Origin of the sequence: Brenneria corticis, assembly GCF_003115855.1 — a bacterium.
In the GTDB taxonomy this organism is placed as follows: Bacteria; Pseudomonadota; Gammaproteobacteria; order Enterobacterales; family Enterobacteriaceae; genus Brenneria; species Brenneria corticis.
The window spans coordinates 321,391-338,857 of the sequence record NZ_KZ819073.1 but is presented as its reverse complement, the minus strand read 5'-3'; the positions used below and the strand labels follow the sequence as shown (position 1 = coordinate 338,857).

Here is a 17,467-nt window from a genome sequence, read left to right as displayed (position 1 = left end):
TTCTGCAAAACCGAGGTTTTCTGGAGTAAGAGTTATATCTGCCGAGCCGTCAAATGCTACACCGTTAATTTTGCGTGGCGTCGCCAGTTTCGTTGCCGCTGCAGCCGTCGCAGTCTTCATCAAGTAACGAGCATCTGCTTCGGTTTTATTCCAGGCGTTGATATCCGATGCCAGCAAATTGACATCCGCAGATAGCGGTTTGCCATTTACCCTAATAGAACGTAACGCGTATTTCTGCGCGGCAGCGGCATCGGTGAGTACAATGTTACCGCCAATATAGAGGTTTTTATTTGACTCAACGCGATCGCTCTTTAACACTAACGCGGTGTTGTGAGTATATGAGTGCAGCATCACATCGTTTGATGAAGCACCGCCTTTCCCCACATACCAACTGTTAGCACCAGCGGAATCCCTCGCGCGTATATAACTAGCCGCGCCCGCGCTGGCCGCTTTTATTTCCAGTGCGCCGTTATCTGCAACAATATCAACTCTACCCGTTACTGTTCCACCGGACAGGGACAACGCACCAACATCGTCGGCTGAGGGTTTATTTCGCGTGTTATAGTCACGACGCCAGCCGGGAGAATATCCATCACCATGGTTGATATAGACGAACTGTGCGTTAGGAACCGCTCCCGCTGCGGTGACAGTGGATGGTGTTGTTACGCGAATAGTCGTTGCGTTTTCCGCACCTATAACCTCAATCACCGCACCAGCAAGCTGGATGTTTCCGATCCCCGTATCTGTAATTACTTTGTTTCCTGCGTAATACCACGCGCCCTTACATATCCAGAACGGATGATTAAACGCTCCCTGGTTTTTCAGCCATGCAATGAATTCTACTGTCGTCCAAGCACCACTATCACCACCAATATTCACCCCTGATGCGTAAGCTCTCGCTGCACCGATGTTACGGAGAAACGCCCCCTTATCCGCAATATCTGCACCATTCTGGTCTTTTGCCAGTTTACCCGCCAGAGCATTGAGTACAGTCGTGCTGAAATTCGGATCATCACCCAGCGCTACCGCCAGTTCTTCCAGCGTATCCAGTGCGGCAGGGGAGCCATTAACCAACGCGGCGATAGCGGCCTTAACAAATGCTGTTGTCGCAATTTGGGTATTGTTAACAGTCTGCGCAGCTGTTGGAGCCATAGGCGTACCCGTAAATATTGGGCTGGCAAGCGGCGCATACGCTTTCAACGCATCATTAATCTTTAAAAATCGCCCGTCTAACGCCATGCTCGGCGATACTGGGCGATTGTCAGTAATCTGACCGTTAACAATGGTGGCGATTTTTGCCACATAATGATCGTAGCCTGCCGCATCCGTATAATTTTTCAGGTCAGTTGCCGATTTAAACGTTATACGATTCTGCCAGGCTCCTGTCGCCGTTCCCTGACGGCTGACGTCCAGCCACACCACCGTATTAGCCGTAACAGCCAATGTCGCAGCAATATCCAATTGCGTTCGCAACCCGCCAACATAGCCGATGCCCGGCGCAATGGTCGCCTGCGTTCCGGCCAGTGACACCTTAAACCCGTCATTCAGGAACGCGGCAATACCGTAGTAATCCAGCATAGCCAGCCGGTGCGCCTCATCCATGCTAAAAAGTCGAGCGGAGAAATCGATCTGCCACGTCTGTGCCGATACATTGATTTGCGTCGCTTCCGCCGCACCGTCAAATTGCATCGACAGGTTGCGCGTTAAGCTGTTACCCTGCTGGCCGTTCTGCGTTTTCAACTTCTGCTGAGTACGCACATGGACAATCATCAATACCGTATTGGTTTTGCTATCTACCAGACCGATCCAGTTGTACTCCCAATCGCCAACCGTGGTATCCAACACCACCGAATACACCACCGCATTATCATTGAGTACGCCCGACTGCGTGATATCTGCCGTGTGTTTAATGGTTGCTGCCGCTGGCATTCCCTCGTCACGGTTTACCGGTTTGTTTTCATCCTGATTAGGGATCAGAGCAAAAACCACCTTATCCGGCACGGCGGGCAAGCCGTCTAAAATCTTGCTGACATTCCACGCTTCAAAAGCGCGAGTTACTGTGCTCTGTGCCATCGTCCTAACATCCTTATAAACTGGCGGTATAGTATTCCGTTGAGGCCGTAAACTGCGGTGCTTTAATAGGTTGTCCCAAAGAAATCAATCCGTGTCGCACTTGCGCCGTCGCGGCATAGTACGCAGCATCATGGCTGAACGTTCCGGCATGAAGCCGGATCGGTGCGGTATTTGACACGTCAAATGCATAACGGCGGCACGTCCGACCATACTGCCGTACAAGGTTCATCATCAATGTGTTGTATGTGCTCAACTGCTCATCGTTGATACGTACCAGAATCACATCCCAGTCATACCCCGCCTGACGCTCTTTTAGCTGTATGTCGCCCACATCCAGCCGTGCAAAAATATGGATAAATCCGGTGACGCTGCCCGCATCCTGCGCATTGATAAACGCATATTTCACCCGCTTGCGATACAGGCTAAGCGGTTCACCGTTAAATCGCTCAATATCCCGCTGATACGCCAGCACATTAAGCAGCGGTACCGGGCAGGTTTCCGCATCCAATTGCTGCAATGGCCAGCGCATCCAACCATTTACCTGCTGCCAGTAGCGTTTACTGGCACGAAGTAATTTGGCCGGTTCACCTTTGTCCATCCATGACGGCAGGCGCAATCCGTCCAGATTTTGCTGAAACTCAGGCATTATCGATCACCACCGCTAACGTTTTCAGGCGTGGTACGTTAAGGCCGCTGACGATATCGCTTTGGGAAAACGCAACCGAATCAATCAGCCCAAACTGGCGATGCAACTCGCGCCCCAAATTGGAAAATGAGAAACGGTCATACGGCCACGTTTTTTTTACGTCATACTCGCTGTTTTCCCGGAAGGCGCAGCGCACCAGATTTTCACAGCCATTTCGCAGGGCGCTTAGCTCGTCGGCGGTCACGTTGGCCAGATTGTTCACATACAGCGTGACGGTTAAATCATGCTGTGTTTCCGGCATGGCCATACACTGCATATCATCGCCGTGGCCGTGATGTCCCTGCGTGGTGATGTAATCATTCACCGCCGTGATAAACGGGGCGGAAATCACGCCCGAATCTAACAAAAGATAGGCATTAGCCGTTCCCGGCCCGCGGGGCGCATCATGTAAAAAGAAGATGCGATCGATACTCAGCCCTGCAACAGCCGCAATCATGCTGCGGTATACCGCGTCGGTGTGATAATTGCCGACCAGGTTGTATTGGTTACGACAACGATCGCGCAGGTCATCATCGGATTCCTGATCGGCACCCGGCGTAATCAGCCAATCATCTTCATTTTCGGCCCGTTCAATACCCGTAACGGCCACAGGTAAAATACGGTAGTAGCCCGGCGCCAAATTAAACGCGGTGCCGTCGCCAGTAGCCGCCACCGGCACTAATCCGCTGGCGTTGCCTGCGGGGATCGTGGTATCGACAGTGACGCGCAGGCTGTAGACCTGACCGTTAATACGTTCGGTCTGGATCACCGTTCCGGCAGACACCAATACCACCGCGTTTGCGTCCGATTTGACGAACCGGATCACCCCACCCGCTGCCGTAGCAGGTTTACGGATCACATTGACGCCCCAGGCGAATAGATCCAGAAACGTGCCTTTCGCTGTGGCCAGAAACATATTGGCCAACACGACATTAATCAGGACGCCTTTCAGCCACAGCACCGGCGTGGTGACAATCGCGTTAATCAGCCGCCAGAACGGCGACATGCGCGATGTGTTGGTGATCAACCCTTCCGCCTTGACCTGCGTCTGAAACTGTTCCGTTATGGCATCGGTAGTGATCGGCATCCCGGCATCAATCAATACCTGCTCATAATCAATCTGCGGTTTAGTCGTCATAATCAGCACTCACCTGAATACGGCCAAAATCATAGGTCTCTGCGGTGATCCATAACCGCGTTTGCGTTTCTTCACTCAGTTCAACCGTGCCGGGAATAATGCGTTCATCATCCTCAATGAGAATAATAATTTGCGTCATGATATCGGCGCGTAATGTCGGGCTACGCTCAGCGATTAGTTTTGTCGTTAACCCGCTTTCAATAATGGCGTGAACACAGTCTTGCCCGATACTGACGTGGTTATTGCACACAATGGGTTCATGACCGGTATTTAAATTAAAATCACGATTTGTAATTAATAAGTCGATATATTTCGCTTCATCCATTAGCGCAATTCTTCCCATTCGCTTAATTGTTCCGGCGTCATGCCTTTATCCGCATGAATAACCACGTTGCCAAAATGCTTACTGTTATCGGTATAGGATTTACTGCTGTTGTTAATTTCTTTATTTATTCCCCCGCGCTCTATACCTTTTAATTTCCCACCGGTTAGCAACTCATTATTACCCGGCTTAATGCTCGCGGGCATGGCCGGTTCTTTTAAGGGGGCCGGTAGCGTAGGCATATTGACTATCGGAGTAGAGGCAGCCGGTAAGACCGTAACAGGCGCACCCGTAATCGCCGTTGGTGTTGGTGCAAGTGGCTGCGGTGCGGCGGGGATTAACTCTGCCGAACGTGTAATATGATCCGCATAAGGTGACGCACCTACAGTAACCGCAGGTATATTCCCCGTCAGACTTGACGCCGTAGCGACAGACTCAGCAGGCCGTGAAACACTGACGGGCGCGGTACTGGCGGGCATATCAATATTTACACCCGGTATATGATTCAGCTTTTCAACAATCCAGCCGTAAGTGCTGGAAAACGAACTCAGCAGGCCATCCCATAGACCGTTAAATAATTCTCCGATGCCGGACGCCATATTTTTCATGGTATCTATCAATGAAAAGTTACTGATAAATTCAACGACGCTATTCCATCCCTCAACAACAGACGCCCACACCGATGCAAAGATTTCACCCACCCATTGCACGATTGCCGCCAGCGTTTTAAACACCTCTGTTTGCATCACTGCCGCGACAATCTGATCCCAATGTTGGTATAGCAGATAACAACCTGCTGCCAGCGCCGCCACCGCAGCAATCACCAGCAAAACCGGCCACAGCGCAAAGTTAAACGCCACTCCAGTTAAAACAGTGGCCATACGCACCGCCAGCAGTACACCGCGTAATAGGCGCATCGTCGCTGACCAGGCGATAACCGCCTTGTTATACAGCCAGATAGCCGCGACATGGATTTTCATCACCGCCGTTAACCCGGCCCACAATCCTTTCAGGCCGATCACGATGAACGATGATACCCCCATCACGATGTTAACTACGGCCCCAGCCGCAGCCAAACTGAGCACGGCCAGCACGGCATAACCGATCACCTTAGCAATGTTGGGGAACAGCGTTTGCCACCTGAGCAACGTCTGACCGGCATCCGCCATCTTATTGATCAGCGGATACAGCACCGGCAACAGTGTGGCCCCCATTGCCGCACGTATGGCGTACCAGACCGCAACCAGACGATCCCAGGGATTCGCCATTTTTTCCGCCATTTCCGTGGCACGTTTCATTCCGTCGCTGCTACCCAGTTCGGTGATATGCCGCTGCAATACGCCTACATTGCCGTAAAGTTGCTTTATCACCGCAGAGCCGCCGCCAAAGGCTTCATCCAGTTCCTTCTGTGCTTTCAGATTCCCTTCAATGCTGGCCCCGTACTTATCGTGCAATTTTTCCAGCATTTGCGGCATAGACAGCATCTTGCCGGTAGCATCGGTGAAGTTTAACCCCAGTTTTTTAGCGCCTTCTGCCGCGCCGGTCAGAAAGGATTCATACGAGCCGCTGGCTTCCGTGCCTAATGTGCGCTGCAACTCGCCCAGCACAGCCATTTGTTCATCCATGCCTATGCCGAAATTGGTACCCGCGCCTTTTGCCCCTTCCATCAAATCCTTGATAGCGGCCATTTCGGTGCCAAATGCTTGCCGCATATAGGCGGCTTTCCCGGCTACCCGCTCGGCAAAATCCACATTCCCCAGCGCCTGCGCATCGGTGCGGAAATTGGCGAACATCTGGCCCATAAATTCCGTGGTTTCCGCCGATGTGGTTTTCAGCGCCGCCGCCACCGTGTTGGTGATAGTCGTCATACGCGGCAGTTCGCCGTCAGATAACCCACCGACTGACGATTTAATCATTTCGGTGGACTGCACAAATTCCAGCGCCGACTTGCCGTACTGCACGCTGAATTTCAGGCCGTTTCCCGCGACCTGCTTTAACGTGGCATCACTCACGCCCTGGGCTGACGCTGACAATAGCGCATCATTCATTTCGATGGCCGGCGCCAGCGCGTCTTTGATTGCCAATGCGGTAGCAAACAGCCCTGCCCCCCCGATCGCAATCTTGCCAAATGCCGCCTGTGATTTTTCCGCAAAGCCAGTCACTGACGATTGCGCCTGTTTAATCGGGCGCGTCAGTTTATCGATCAGGCTTAAGGTAAAATCCAGTTGCTTCATGAGTCGCCTTTAAATGCCAGCGTAATGCCGTTTCCCACGGCAACACGCATCTTTTCCCAGTAAGAATTATCCAGCCAGACGGCGCGGGCTAAATTATCGATATCATCCGGCTCATGCGGTAAATAATGTCGCCGCAAGGTTAATGCCTGTTCGATAAAATTATTATCAATGGCCCGCAACCGTTCGGTTAGTTTTTTACTTCAATTTCCAGTTTTGGCGCATAGTGAGTATTTACCGCCTCAGTAATTTGTAGCGCCGCACCCGGCAGTTTCAATAATTCGTCCAGCGCTTCTTTACTTTCCGCGCTGGCAATACGCCGCAAATAAGTGACAGCAGGGGCAATTTTATTATCCATTGCCATTTCATTAATCAGGCCGTTATAGGCAACCGTATTCGGTTCAAACGTTAATTCTTTTCCTGCGATAGTTAATACAATCTTGCTCATGGCAACTGTTCCCTTTGATTTATTTCATCCACTAACTGATTATGCCGGGCGGCACAATCGGCATATATTTCCGGCCAGCCCGTTAATGGCATGGCAGCATCGGTGCCGGTATTCCCCGTTAAGCGCGGTAAATTAGTGACCGGGCATTTCTTTTTCAGGTTTTCCTGATAAGACACGCTCGGTTCTTTCAACGCTGGCGTTGTACAGGCTGACAAATTCATCAGACAGACACACGTTAGTAAAAACTGGCTTAATGATTTCCCGGTAAATTTCCTTATTTGGCGCATTACGTATCGCCTCCAGTTGGCCTTCAAGCTTTTGCCCTGACTGGCTGGCAACGACCTGCATCGCCTGGCGGGATTGTTCCCCTGCTGCGTTGGCCGCATTGGTTACGGCCAGTTCTACACTATCCCGCTGCCAATTTGCCGCCTGCCAGCCAGCGGCAAACACGGCAACCAGCACAACCACAACCAGCCAGGGCTTATCCATCAGCGCACCCCGTTGTGTTCCAGGCTAAAGTGATTGCCGTCCGGCCGGGATTTAAAGCGCCCACCCCAGCTGCCACCCAGCGATTCCCAGTATTCACCCAACGGTAAATAGGCTTCGGTCTGCGTCTGATATTTCCCGTTGATAAACAGGTTAAAATCAACCGCCAGCCGCTGCGTATGCAGACTATTGGCAATGCCTGCGCCGCTTTTCGCATTCAGCTTCGCCTGTTCCGGCGTGCGGTAAGCTTCACCAAAGGTCAATCGGTAGCCACGTTCACCCGCCCAATCAATTAGCTGTGCCACCAACTGAGTAAAAAGCTGCTGTTTCTCACTTAACGTCATGCTTTCCCTTGCTCCCTGTTAACAAACTGCTTCCACGACGCCGCAACCAGATTTCAACCGCCTGGTGACCGGCAACGCCGAACGCTGCTCCCAGCCCCGTAACGGCCATCTGTGACAGTCCCGGAATCCAGACCAGCACCGCCCCTGCCGCCAACGCAGTGGCTGATCCCAAAATCACTCGGCCAATAAACAGACGCGGCGTGATTTTCTCATCACTAGCCAGTACCTTGCCGATAGCGATTAGTCCACCCAATACCACTAACCAAATGATATTCTTTTCATATTCCTGCATGGGGTTTCCTTACCCGATGAGTTTTTCCGTTAGTTCCGATTCCAGATACGGAATGCCGTTAATGCGTACAAAATCCGGGCTGGTCACCACGTACTTGATTTTGTGCGTTACCACGCTGCCGCCCTTCGGATCGTTGTCCAGAATGTCGCTCACAATCAGCTTGCAACCGAACGCTTCCACCTTAATTTCTTCGTTACCGGCTTTGGCGTACCACATCAAATCAACCGGCTCGATACCGCGCCACGATCCCGCGCTACGCGCTTTGGTGGTCACGATAGCCAGGCTTTTGGTACTGAGTTCCATTTCACCTTCTGCCGCCACGTCACCCGACACATAACCATCGGGGACACCCTGCGTTTGGGCGGCGGCGGTGTTATCCGTAATGCTCAGGCCAACCTTTTCAACATGAACCAGATCGCCATCCATATTGAAATCAAACGACTGGCCGGAAATCCGTTTCGTCATTATTCACTCTCCAGCGATTGATCCAGAATCAGGCTTACCGTGATGCCTTTCGGGCATTCATAGGTACGCACCGTGATATAAATTTCCACTTTGGTTTTGGTTCGCCAGGTGATAGCTACGTCGCCATCCTGCGGCGGCTTTACCTCGCCGGGGAACGTTATGCCGTTAATCTGGCTGCTGCGGGACATTTCGCGCAGCGTCTTGGCAAAATATGCCTGATGTGCGGCAATGCTGCCCGGTGTGCTGTTCAGGCTGCGATCGGCAATCTTGGCAATGGCCTGAAGTCGCACCCGCCGCGCCGCCTTATCGACAATGCGCAGGTTTTCAATCGCCTGATAATCGCCGCCTTCCACGTCCAACGTGCGGCCATCCGACCAGTAATAGCCGTCATAGTCCGGGTACCACATCGGGACGCTGTAACGCTGGGCTTCCAGTGCCTGCAAGGTGGCCAGGTCTAACAGCGCACCGGTTGCATCAACCGGCAGATCGGCTGCGCCCATTTCCAGCAACGCGCCGGTCTGCACCCGCGCCGGGCTATCGGCAATGGTCACCGCCCGGTTGCACAGACGACCAGCCAATACGCCCGGCTCATTGCCCCACAATCGCGGCACAAGCTGCACAGAGGGAACAGCGGCCCCCTCCTGCAACGCACTTAAACGCAACAGATAACCCGCCCAATCTTCCCCAGCCTGTACGCCATCCACTGCCAGAATAAACCACGTCCAGCGGCCAAATTTGGCGATCAACTCCGCCCGCAGACTGGCCGCAGCCTGGATCGTATCTTTGGTCGCGCCCAATGTCAGAACAACCCCTTCCACGCTGGCAACACGCTGCGCGGCTTTTACGGCTTCAGTCCAGACCTGATCGATACCTTCGACGGGCAGATCTTTAGGCAGGACACAGATAAAGCCGCTCCAATTCTGACCAGCGTTTAACATCGCCGCATTTACCGTGCGTTTCAGCACCGAATCCGCCGTGCCCAGCAACACATCCAGATCGCTTTGGGTGTTTACCGGCACAGTTTTGGCCACCTTGTCCTTGCCCGTTCCCATGCCGACAAACAGCACCACCCGTTCGATCTCGTTGGTTTCGCCCTGTAGCTGGTTAACCTGTACCGTTGGCCAACTCATACCTACCCCTTGATATCCTGCGCTTTCACATTCCAGCCAAAGCCGATCGCCTGTAGCTGACGCGCCAGCGCCTTGTTAAATTCATCATCGTTCATGCCCAAAAACGGACGGGCGGGAACATCCACTGTCCAGGCGGTTTTTGCTGCCTTACCGCTTAACTTTTTGATTAACAACCCCGCCTGATCAAATTTCAGGGTTTCTTCGATTTCCTTGTACGGCGGCTTACGCCATCGGGTACCGCGTTTCACTTTGTACCCTAACGCCCGTAGCTTCCTTGCCTGACGGCGCGTCGCCATTCGTGCCGGATCACGGTTTCTTTTCCCTGTTCTCTGGCGACGAATGTTGGTATGCATACCGTTCTGTTGCCCATGCCCTACCACGCCAGCGGGTACCGGTGTATTGCCATTCCGATACCCGCCACCTTGCAGATAGATCCGCACCGCTTCGACTTCCGGCATTTCACGGATATGCAGCAGTTTGGGCATATTGCGCAACATCTTGCCGCGCCGTTTCGTTTTACGCGGTGTCCATGCCCCACCATCTGGCGCTTGCTGCTGCCGGACATTGCGTTTTGCCGCTGTAATCACCCCATACTTGGCCAACCGCCACAGCAGCCGTTGGCGTTTTTTGGGCGGGAAATCCAGCTTTTGCAGCGCCTGACGTAATTCCTTAAGCTGTGATTTACTCAGTTCACCGTTGATAATCATGCAGGCTGACCGATTACCGCACCGGTTTCATCCGCGCCAAAGATTCGCCCTTCCGTGGCAAACCAGATTTCAGGATCTGCCAGCCGATAACGCTTGCCATCAAAGGGGATGATCCCTTTTGCATCCTCAATAATGGCCAGCGATTCAGCCAGTTTGAGCGTCACCACCACCACCGCCGTTTTCTGGTCGATAACATCGATATCCAGCGTCGGTAATTCCATATCCAGCCCGGCATCCATAAAGGGCTGTTCATCCTGATTGGTCTGCCAGACCAGCAGCAGCGCACATAAATTACGCGGATCACATTCCCGGTAAGGAAAACGCTCCCAGCTCAGCACCGCATCAAACTGCATGACCGCCAGTTGATACTGTCCCTCGCCCAAATCCCGCTGGGCGGGGATAAAACTCACCTCATCCATGAGGCTGTCAAATCCCTGCATCACACGTTCAGGCAAGCTTTTCCTGATAAACCCGGTCAATGCATCCAACTGGCTCATACCTGCCTCACCGTGGCGCGTTTTAGCCCTTTCATACGGCGGATAACGATCGCCGCCTCCGCCAGCAGTCCCTTGCGTGTTTCATCTCCATCCTGTCCCGGATGAGACTCGCGGCGGCCAATGGTGGCGAACTCACCGATCAGATCGGCTTTCGCCCTGGCAAACACCGCTTTTTGATACTGCGCACACAGCAGATTTTTTCCGTCCAGGCTCACGCCTGGCACGGCGCTGGCCATTCCATAGCCGCTATCCCTGTGTTGCTGTTCAACGCGGAGTAAATCGGCGTTGACCTCACCGGCTGCGGTCAACAACGCCTGTGCCACCGTTCCGGCGTCAATATCTGCCGGGATGGTGCGCTGCGCCTGAAAATCGCGCAGGTTCAGATCCGGCCAAAATCCATTGTTGGCCAGTACCGCATCCTGATAATCAACCGGTGTTCCACTAAACATAAATCCCCCGTAAAAGGCGGGCTGACCGGCTTCCACGGCACATCACACAAACGTGTATTGCCTCAACCGCGCCCGCCTGGCTTGCGGTAGTCGTTTTAATGCTTCTGCAATGATCGGATGCGGGCGGCGATGGTTTTACGCATCGTGCCAACGCCAACCTTGCGGTGGTATTTCTCAGCCTGGGCCAGCAGTAAATCCGCTTTCTCAAGCAGCGCTACATCATCCGATGCCGTCGCCCTCGGCTGCCCGTTATCGTCACGCAACAGCAACAACCCGGCGAACTTGAACCACTTGGCGGTGATTTCCTCATGCAGCCGCCAATTTTCCGCCACGTTGTTAAACGTGCGGGAGAAATACGGCTCCACGCTCTGCCCGCTATCTGCGGTCTGCTCCGCCCATTCCAGCACCGTATCCGCCACGAACGCGGCAAAACTGCGCTTGATGTTGTCCGGGGTGCGCTGTCCCTGCGCAATGGCGATATCCGCCCAGTCCAACGCCTGATCAAACTCGTCAACGTCAAACAGCCAGACGATGCAGTACGCAAAGATGGGATGTTGGTACACCTCGCCACTGTCCAGATATGCCCGAACCGTAGGCAACCAGCGCGGCAGCAGTTCCCGCCGCTTCATCTCCACCCGGTCACGGATCATGGGTTGGCTTTTCAGCCGCTCGATGTCGTTTTCCAGCGCCCGGATCTGTAAATGCAGGCTATGACCGCCCGTAATCGGCTGGCAGCGGGATAGCTGCTGTTCAGCCTGTAACCGGGCGTTATGACGTTGAGCGGGTGAAAGCGCCATACTTACGCCCCGTCACCGGCAGGCGGGTTTTCTGGCTCTGGTACCGTACCGATGGTGACCGCTGATTCATCGATCGCCGCGTACAATTCCGGGTATTCCACCGCGTAGCCTTCGTTACGCAGGTATTTGTTTTCGTACTGTTTGCGGTCTTCCACGAACTCGGCTTTACGCTGGCGCGTATTGCGCTGGGTATAGATATGCAGGTTGCTAAGCGTGGTCACCACCATGCGCTTGCCGGGCATAAACGGCGGGACAATGGCATGACGTCCGGCGATCGTACTGTCCAGCATCTGCGCGGCGATTTTCTCGGTAGGCCGATCGGCTTTCTGAAACAGGCGGTATTGCTCCGCCGCCACCAGATCAGCGCCAACCAACACCACCAGACGCGGATCGCTGCGGTATTGCTGCGGGATCTTGGTATTGATAAGGTCGGACGCCATCGCATCCAGCGACTTATAATCACCGTTTTCATCCAGCGTCACCTCATCAGTGATGATCTGCTGGCCTTTTTTGAAAGTCTTGACCAACGCATGCCAGCCAATATTGACGTCTTCGCCGTTCGGGTTTTTATCCGGATCGGTCGATTTGGCCACAGAAGTGCCGTTAAAGCCGATACGCAGCATATCCAGCGCAAACGCCTGATTAGAGAACGCCTGCACCTTCTGGAAAAATTCATTTTCCCCACCGGCATTCGCCCAGACAGACAGCAGATCCCACGGCAGAGCCGCGCAAGAATCCGTCTCGACGAGTTTATACTCGTTACCCTCCACGCCGACGCCGCGAATAAAACGCCCGCCCTGTTTACGCCCGGTATGCAGCGCAGAGCTACCGACAGAGACCACCTGGCCGGAAAGCTGATCCACATCCGCAACGGTAATCATGGAAAGAAAATCCACCGACTCCAGCAGCGCATCACGCAATTGCGTTTCTTTCGGATCGGACAGCGCAAAATAACGGGATACATCCGGTACCCCATGCGCCTCTGATAGAGCGGCGGCAAACGACGCTAAATATTCACGCGCCCGCTGATTTAAAAACATAGAAATCCCTCTCGCTTAGTGGCGAAATAAAAGTAAATGAAATAATCGACTGCCTATTACCGCGACGAATTAAACCAAATGGCTAAAGCGTTTTTCTTTCTCGCCAATTTTACGTTGCGGTAACTTGGTGATTTTTTCATCCAGCTTGCCAAAGCTTTTAATAATCAGCGGCAGGTTATTGCGCAGGGTGGCAAATTCCTGCGTATCAACAACTTCTTTCACCACGTCCAGATCTTCCTGTACTTCTTCCTGTCCGGTTTCCAGCGCGGCAACACGTTCTTCCAATGCGGTTAAGGCTTCCGCCAGCGCCTGCAATTTATCGCCGCCCTCTTCATTGCCTGCGCCTTCTTCCTCAGCAAAACTTTTCGGCTTAATACCGAACAGGCTATGCCACGTCTTTTTTTCTTCCTTTGCCATCGTCTTTCCTTTGATTTCCTTAACTTCATCAATCACCAGCGGCTTTAACGCGCCAAACAGGCGATCGCCTTTTTTACCTTTATTAAAGCGCAGTCGTGTAGTCCCGACGCTGGCCGGGGTATTAGTGACGCCCAGCCCTTCCAGATAGGTTTTTCCCGTTCCGCGAAAATTACCGTCTGGCGTTAACTCCACGGAACAAAATAGCAATTGGCCGTCCCGATTGGCCTGCAACAAGTAGTTATTAGGGCGCAACTGGGCGAACAAACGCACCAGCCCGTCTTCCCCGGCTTCCGCCTTAACCGTCAGCACTTCGCCAACGTTGCCATACCACTGTTCATGCTCCGGCCAAATCAAGGCGGTATACAGCTCAGGGTTATAGGTTTCGGCGGCATCAATTAACCACTGGCGTTCCATTTGCCGTTTATCAACGGTTTCGCCTTCCGTGGCAATACAGATCCAGTTAGTCATTAACTGCGACATCATTATTTTCCGTTTCGTTGCGACAAATGGATTATTGACGAATAAAAATAACGCGGCGAGGGATTTAATTCTTATACATTCGGTTATTCATTCTTTCCCGAACATCTCCGACTCAACACAAAATAAATAATAAAAATAACCCCGCATAATAGCGGCATGGCTAAATATTCCGATGAATTAATAGGTGTAGCGCGAGCGCTCTATTTAAAAAGGGCGACACCTAAAGAAATCGCCGCTGATTTAAATCTGCCGAATGCGCGGATTGTTTACTATTGGGCGCAGAAATTTAGCTGGTCTGATTTACTCAGCCATGAAAGCACAGAAGAAGCGATCGAGCGCCGTTATCAATTACTGGTCGGGCGCGATAATAAAACCGAACTGGAGTTAAAAGAACTCGACACGTTGATCGCTCACGCCGTGAAGCTGCGGGCGCAGAGCAATAAGCACAAAGAGAAGCTGGCAGAAGCCAAAGGCAGAAATGGACAGCGTAGCAGCGGGCATGACGATGACGACGAGCACCCCGCGAAAAAACGCCAGTACCGCAAAAATGATATTTCCAGCCTAAGCAAAGAGGACTTTGACGCCTGGGCGGAAGAACACCTTTTCGGCTATCAGAAGCACCTACGCGACAACATCGGCGAGGCGGTGCGCAATATCCTGAAAAGCCGTCAAATCGGGGCAACCTGGTATTTTGCCTTTGAAGCCTTTGAAAACGCGGTTCTGACCGGCGATCCGCAAATCTTCCTGTCTGCCAGCCGCGCCCAGGCGGAAGTGTTTCGCTCCTACATCGTCAATATTGCGCAGCAATATTTTGATATCACCCTGACCGGCAACCCGATCCGCCTCAGTAACGGGGCTGAACTGCGTTTCCTGTCCACCAATAAAAATACCGCGCAGTCGTATAGCGGGCATCTGTACTGCGACGAATATTTTTGGGTGCCGAACTTCGCCCGCCTCAATGAAGTGGCCAGCGCCATGGCTACCCATGACAAATGGCGCACCACTTATTTTTCCACGCCCAGCGCCAAAACGCACCAGGCTTACCCATTCTGGACGGGTGAGGAATGGAAACGCGGCAACAAGAAACGCGCCGGGATTAAATTCCCTGATTTTGACGAGCTGCGCGACGGCGGGAGGCTCTGCCCTGACGGCCAATGGCGTTACGTCATTACGATGGAAGATGCGATCCGGGGCGGGTTCAATCTGGCCAGTCTCGATAAGCTGCGCAACCGCTACAACGTGGACACGTTCAACATGCTGTATATGTGCGTGTTTGTGGACAGCAAAGACGCGGTATTCAGCTTTGACGATCTGGAGCGCTGCGGGGTAGATCCGGAAATCTGGCAAGACCATGACCCAAAAGCGCTGCGGCCCTTTGGCAACCGGGAAGTATGGGGCGGCTATGACCCCGCTCGTTCCGGCGACCTGTCCACCTTTGTGATCGTCGCCCCACCCATTTATGAAGGCGAAAAATTTCGGGTACTGCGGGTAATCAACTGGCAGGGAATGAATTTTCGCTATCAGGCCAACCAGATTAAAAAGCTATTCCAGCAGTACAACTTTACCTATATCGGCGTGGATATTACCGGCATCGGTACAGGCGTATTTGAAAATATCCAGCATTTTGCCATGCGGCAAGCAACAGCCATTCGCTACGGCGTAGAAACCAAAAACCGCCTGGTAATGAAAGCCGCTGACGTTGTGGAAAGTAAGCGCATTGAATGGGATCAGGATGAAAAGGCGATCCCCGCGTCGTTTATGGCCATCAGAAAAACCACCACAGCCAGCGGCAACGGCATGACCTTTGTAGCTGACCGCAGCGCGGAAACCGGCCACGCAGAGGCGTTCTTTGCTATCGCTCACGCGCTGGACAACGAACCGCTCAACTATGAGAACAAGCCCCAATCCCGATGGAGACTGAAAAAAGCAGCATGAAAAGGAAATCACAACGACGCGGACAGGAAGCCCAAAACGCCCCGCGCAAAAAAATGAGCATTATCACATTTGGCAAGCCAGAACCGGTATTAACCACCGGCACGGATTATCACGATATCTGGTATGACAATAATTTTGACCACTACACGTTACCCATTGACCGCCTGGCCCTGGCTCAGCTTATCAACCTCAACGGCCAGCACGGCGGGATAGTCTACGCACGCCGCAATATGGTGATTTCAGATTATCAGGGCGGCGGCTTGACGCATGACGAGATCGGATCGGCGGTTTTTGACTATCTCACCTTTGGCGATATTGCCATTCTGAAAGTGCGTAACGGCTGGGGTGCCGTGGTTGACCTGGTACCGCTGCCCGCGCTCTATACCCGACGCCGTAAGACCGATGAATTCGTGGTGCTACAGGACGGCGAACCGCTGGTTTACCCGGTAGATGATGTGATTTTTATCAAGATGTATGACCCCCAGCAGCAAATCTATGGCCTGCCGGACTATATCGGCGGTATCCATTCCGCGCTGCTGAACAGTGAAGCGGTGATTTTCCGGCGTCGCTACTACCACAACGGGGCGCATACGGGCGGTATTCTCTATACCAGCGACCCGAACATGACGGATGAGATTGAAGAGGAAATCGAAAGGCAGTTAACCAGCAGCAAGGGGATCGGCAACTTCTCCACCATCCTGGTAAACATCCCTAACGGCGATAAAGAAGGCGTCCAGTTTATCCAGATGGGCGATATCAGCGCCAAAGATGAGTTTGCCAACGTGAAAAACATCAGCGCCCAGGATGTATTGAACGCCCACCGCTTCCCGGCCGGATTATGCGGCATTATTCCGCAGAATGCCGCGGGGCTTGGTGACCCTGAAAAAGCGCGTGATACGTATCGAAAAGATGAAATTATCCCGATACAACGCCGCTTTCGTGACGCCATCAGCGCCGATCGTGAAATTCCGGCACATTTACACCTATTTTTTAATGATGACACAACAAAGTCGGGTGCAGCATGAGGAAAAAACCGTTAAAATTCCAACAGTTTGATTTTTCTGGAGCCAGAAACATGCGCGTAATGAAAGTATTATGTCCTGAATGCAACGGTAAGGCGGTGATCCGTAAAACCGTGCGCAAACACCGTCATATTTCCGATCTGTATTGCGCCTGTGCTGACGTGGAATGCGGCCACACCTTTGTACTGAATGTGACCTTTTCACATACGATTAGCCCCAGCGCAAAATCTCAGGACAGCTTATTGAAGGGGATTGTTGATACCTTAAATCCTGAACGGCGTCAGATGCTGTTAACACTACTGCAAAGCCCTGCCGCCTGAATTGCTGCCCCCGCCCTGGGGGTTTTTATTTCCATATTCATCTAATCTGCCAACCAGCTCCCGCGTTAATTCTGCAATCCAATTAATGGCCAATTCCCGATCGGCATCATCACACTGACTGTCCGTAACCAGCCGCGCCACTAAGTCAATACGCTGTAACACCAGCGATTCAAAAAATAAATCCGGCAC

23 protein-coding genes are annotated in these 17,467 nt (G+C 52.7%); 3 read left to right on the top strand and 20 right to left on the bottom strand.

Annotated features, from left to right (window positions below):
* From DDT56_RS24575 to DDT56_RS04995, 19 genes are all read right to left on the bottom strand, one after another.
* Positions 1-2,073 (bottom strand): phage tail-collar fiber domain-containing protein (locus DDT56_RS24575; RefSeq protein ID WP_210416977.1); only part of this gene is annotated, 2,073 nt, incomplete at its 3' end.
* A 13-nt stretch (positions 2,074-2,086) separates the two neighbouring features.
* Entirely contained in the window at positions 2,087-2,719 is a 633-nt protein-coding gene (locus tag DDT56_RS05080) for a phage tail protein (protein ID WP_136165404.1), read from the bottom strand.
* Positions 2,712-3,896, bottom strand: coding sequence for a baseplate J/gp47 family protein (locus DDT56_RS05075; RefSeq protein ID WP_136165403.1), 1,185 nt, complete (start codon positions 3,894-3,896; stop codon positions 2,712-2,714). The genes DDT56_RS05080 and DDT56_RS05075 overlap by 8 nt, the downstream gene beginning before the upstream one ends.
* Positions 3,886-4,221 carry a DUF2590 family protein gene (locus DDT56_RS05070; RefSeq protein WP_136165402.1) on the bottom strand — a complete coding sequence of 112 codons (336 nt, stop codon included), beginning with the start codon at positions 4,219-4,221 and terminating at the stop codon, positions 3,886-3,888. The genes DDT56_RS05075 and DDT56_RS05070 overlap by 11 nt, the downstream gene beginning before the upstream one ends.
* Positions 4,221-6,452 (bottom strand): phage tail tape measure protein, encoded by a 2,232-nt coding sequence (locus DDT56_RS05065; RefSeq protein WP_136165401.1) that lies wholly within the window; start codon positions 6,450-6,452, stop codon positions 4,221-4,223. Before DDT56_RS05065 ends, DDT56_RS05070 begins: the two co-directional genes overlap by 1 nt.
* Positions 6,449-6,589, bottom strand: coding sequence for a DUF6890 family protein (locus tag DDT56_RS25160; protein WP_417903685.1), 141 nt, complete (start codon positions 6,587-6,589; stop codon positions 6,449-6,451). Before DDT56_RS25160 ends, DDT56_RS05065 begins: the two co-directional genes overlap by 4 nt.
* Before the next feature lie 50 nt (positions 6,590-6,639).
* The gene (locus DDT56_RS05055; RefSeq protein WP_136165399.1) at positions 6,640-6,897 is read right to left on the bottom strand and encodes a putative phage tail assembly chaperone; all 258 of its coding nucleotides are present in this window, start codon (positions 6,895-6,897) and stop codon (positions 6,640-6,642) included.
* Complete coding sequence (locus DDT56_RS24760) at positions 6,894-7,073, bottom strand: hypothetical protein (protein WP_136165398.1); 180 nt, start codon at positions 7,071-7,073, stop codon at positions 6,894-6,896. Before DDT56_RS24760 ends, DDT56_RS05055 begins: the two co-directional genes overlap by 4 nt.
* A complete protein-coding gene (locus DDT56_RS05045; protein ID WP_136165397.1) occupies positions 7,030-7,386 on the bottom strand; it encodes a hypothetical protein in 357 nt (118 codons plus the stop codon). The genes DDT56_RS24760 and DDT56_RS05045 overlap by 44 nt, the downstream gene beginning before the upstream one ends.
* On the bottom strand, positions 7,386-7,727 hold the full coding sequence (locus DDT56_RS05040; protein WP_136165396.1) for a M15 family metallopeptidase: 342 nt from the start codon (positions 7,725-7,727) through the stop codon (positions 7,386-7,388). Before DDT56_RS05040 ends, DDT56_RS05045 begins: the two co-directional genes overlap by 1 nt.
* Positions 7,714-8,019, bottom strand: a complete 306-nt coding sequence (locus tag DDT56_RS05035) for a phage holin family protein (protein ID WP_136165395.1) — start codon at positions 8,017-8,019, stop codon at positions 7,714-7,716. Before DDT56_RS05035 ends, DDT56_RS05040 begins: the two co-directional genes overlap by 14 nt.
* Before the next feature lie 9 nt (positions 8,020-8,028).
* Positions 8,029-8,484, bottom strand: coding sequence for a DUF2597 family protein (locus tag DDT56_RS05030; RefSeq protein ID WP_136165394.1), 456 nt, complete (start codon positions 8,482-8,484; stop codon positions 8,029-8,031).
* Positions 8,484-9,614: a DUF2586 domain-containing protein gene (locus DDT56_RS05025; protein ID WP_136165393.1), complete on the bottom strand. Its 1,131-nt coding sequence runs from the start codon at positions 9,612-9,614 to the stop codon at positions 8,484-8,486. Before DDT56_RS05025 ends, DDT56_RS05030 begins: the two co-directional genes overlap by 1 nt.
* 2 nt (positions 9,615-9,616) lie before the next feature.
* The gene (locus DDT56_RS05020) at positions 9,617-10,321 is read right to left on the bottom strand and encodes a phage virion morphogenesis family protein (RefSeq protein ID WP_136165392.1); all 705 of its coding nucleotides are present in this window, start codon (positions 10,319-10,321) and stop codon (positions 9,617-9,619) included.
* On the bottom strand, positions 10,318-10,818 hold the full coding sequence (locus DDT56_RS05015) for a phage tail protein (RefSeq protein WP_136165391.1): 501 nt from the start codon (positions 10,816-10,818) through the stop codon (positions 10,318-10,320). Before DDT56_RS05015 ends, DDT56_RS05020 begins: the two co-directional genes overlap by 4 nt.
* Positions 10,815-11,267, bottom strand: coding sequence for a head completion/stabilization protein (locus DDT56_RS05010; RefSeq protein WP_208228521.1), 453 nt, complete (start codon positions 11,265-11,267; stop codon positions 10,815-10,817). The genes DDT56_RS05015 and DDT56_RS05010 overlap by 4 nt, the downstream gene beginning before the upstream one ends.
* A gap of 95 nt (positions 11,268-11,362) precedes the next feature.
* Positions 11,363-12,064, bottom strand: a complete 702-nt coding sequence (gpM, locus tag DDT56_RS05005) for a phage terminase small subunit (protein ID WP_136165389.1) — start codon at positions 12,062-12,064, stop codon at positions 11,363-11,365.
* Between the two features lie 2 nt (positions 12,065-12,066).
* Complete coding sequence (locus tag DDT56_RS05000) at positions 12,067-13,104, bottom strand: phage major capsid protein, P2 family (protein WP_136165388.1); 1,038 nt, start codon at positions 13,102-13,104, stop codon at positions 12,067-12,069.
* Positions 13,105-13,173: 69 nt separating this feature from the next.
* On the bottom strand, positions 13,174-14,001 hold the full coding sequence (locus DDT56_RS04995) for a GPO family capsid scaffolding protein (RefSeq protein WP_136165420.1): 828 nt from the start codon (positions 13,999-14,001) through the stop codon (positions 13,174-13,176).
* A 156-nt stretch (positions 14,002-14,157) separates the two neighbouring features.
* On the opposite strand from DDT56_RS04995, the gene DDT56_RS04990 reads away from it, so the two are divergent.
* The 3 genes from DDT56_RS04990 to DDT56_RS04980 are packed head-to-tail and all read left to right on the top strand — an operon-like array spanning position 14,158 to position 17,278.
* The gene (locus DDT56_RS04990) at positions 14,158-15,936 is read left to right on the top strand and encodes a terminase large subunit domain-containing protein (RefSeq protein ID WP_136165387.1); all 1,779 of its coding nucleotides are present in this window, start codon (positions 14,158-14,160) and stop codon (positions 15,934-15,936) included.
* Positions 15,933-16,961, top strand: a complete 1,029-nt coding sequence (locus tag DDT56_RS04985; RefSeq protein WP_136165386.1) for a phage portal protein — start codon at positions 15,933-15,935, stop codon at positions 16,959-16,961. The genes DDT56_RS04990 and DDT56_RS04985 overlap by 4 nt, the downstream gene beginning before the upstream one ends.
* Positions 16,958-17,278 (top strand): Ogr/Delta-like zinc finger protein, encoded by a 321-nt coding sequence (locus DDT56_RS04980; RefSeq protein ID WP_136165385.1) that lies wholly within the window; start codon positions 16,958-16,960, stop codon positions 17,276-17,278. Before DDT56_RS04985 ends, DDT56_RS04980 begins: the two co-directional genes overlap by 4 nt.
* Here the strand turns inward: DDT56_RS04980 and DDT56_RS04975 are convergent.
* On the bottom strand, positions 17,255-17,467 hold the full coding sequence (locus tag DDT56_RS04975) for an iron-containing alcohol dehydrogenase (RefSeq protein ID WP_136165384.1): 213 nt from the start codon (positions 17,465-17,467) through the stop codon (positions 17,255-17,257). The two genes, DDT56_RS04980 and DDT56_RS04975, sit on opposite strands and share 24 nt — an antisense overlap.

Excerpts from the sequence above, each read along its gene's own strand:
- DDT56_RS05000 (WP_136165388.1), bottom strand. The coding sequence starts at position 13,104 with ATGTTTTTAAATCAGCGGGCGCGTGAATATTTAGCGTCGTTTGCCGCC.
- DDT56_RS05040 (WP_136165396.1), bottom strand. The coding sequence starts at position 7,727 with ATGACGTTAAGTGAGAAACAGCAGCTTTTTACTCAGTTGGTGGCACAG.
- DDT56_RS05030 (WP_136165394.1), bottom strand. The coding sequence starts at position 8,484 with ATGACGAAACGGATTTCCGGCCAGTCGTTTGATTTCAATATGGATGGC.
- DDT56_RS05080 (WP_136165404.1), bottom strand. The coding sequence starts at position 2,719 with ATGCCTGAGTTTCAGCAAAATCTGGACGGATTGCGCCTGCCGTCATGG.
- DDT56_RS05010 (WP_208228521.1), bottom strand. The coding sequence starts at position 11,267 with ATGTTTAGTGGAACACCGGTTGATTATCAGGATGCGGTACTGGCCAAC.
- DDT56_RS05055 (WP_136165399.1), bottom strand. The coding sequence starts at position 6,897 with ATGAGCAAGATTGTATTAACTATCGCAGGAAAAGAATTAACGTTTGAA.
- DDT56_RS05025 (WP_136165393.1), bottom strand. The coding sequence starts at position 9,614 with ATGAGTTGGCCAACGGTACAGGTTAACCAGCTACAGGGCGAAACCAAC.
- DDT56_RS04985 (WP_136165386.1), top strand. The coding sequence starts at position 15,933 with ATGAAAAGGAAATCACAACGACGCGGACAGGAAGCCCAAAACGCCCCG.
- DDT56_RS05035 (WP_136165395.1), bottom strand. The coding sequence starts at position 8,019 with ATGCAGGAATATGAAAAGAATATCATTTGGTTAGTGGTATTGGGTGGA.
- DDT56_RS05020 (WP_136165392.1), bottom strand. The coding sequence starts at position 10,321 with ATGATTATCAACGGTGAACTGAGTAAATCACAGCTTAAGGAATTACGT.
- DDT56_RS04990 (WP_136165387.1), top strand. The coding sequence starts at position 14,158 with ATGGCTAAATATTCCGATGAATTAATAGGTGTAGCGCGAGCGCTCTAT.
- DDT56_RS05075 (WP_136165403.1), bottom strand. The coding sequence starts at position 3,896 with ATGACGACTAAACCGCAGATTGATTATGAGCAGGTATTGATTGATGCC.
- DDT56_RS05045 (WP_136165397.1), bottom strand. The coding sequence starts at position 7,386 with ATGGATAAGCCCTGGCTGGTTGTGGTTGTGCTGGTTGCCGTGTTTGCC.
- gpM (WP_136165389.1), bottom strand. The coding sequence starts at position 12,064 with ATGGCGCTTTCACCCGCTCAACGTCATAACGCCCGGTTACAGGCTGAA.
- DDT56_RS04995 (WP_136165420.1), bottom strand. The coding sequence starts at position 14,001 with ATGTCGCAGTTAATGACTAACTGGATCTGTATTGCCACGGAAGGCGAA.
- DDT56_RS05070 (WP_136165402.1), bottom strand. The coding sequence starts at position 4,221 with ATGGATGAAGCGAAATATATCGACTTATTAATTACAAATCGTGATTTT.
- DDT56_RS05015 (WP_136165391.1), bottom strand. The coding sequence starts at position 10,818 with ATGAGCCAGTTGGATGCATTGACCGGGTTTATCAGGAAAAGCTTGCCT.
- DDT56_RS05065 (WP_136165401.1), bottom strand. The coding sequence starts at position 6,452 with ATGAAGCAACTGGATTTTACCTTAAGCCTGATCGATAAACTGACGCGC.
- DDT56_RS04980 (WP_136165385.1), top strand. The coding sequence starts at position 16,958 with ATGAGGAAAAAACCGTTAAAATTCCAACAGTTTGATTTTTCTGGAGCC.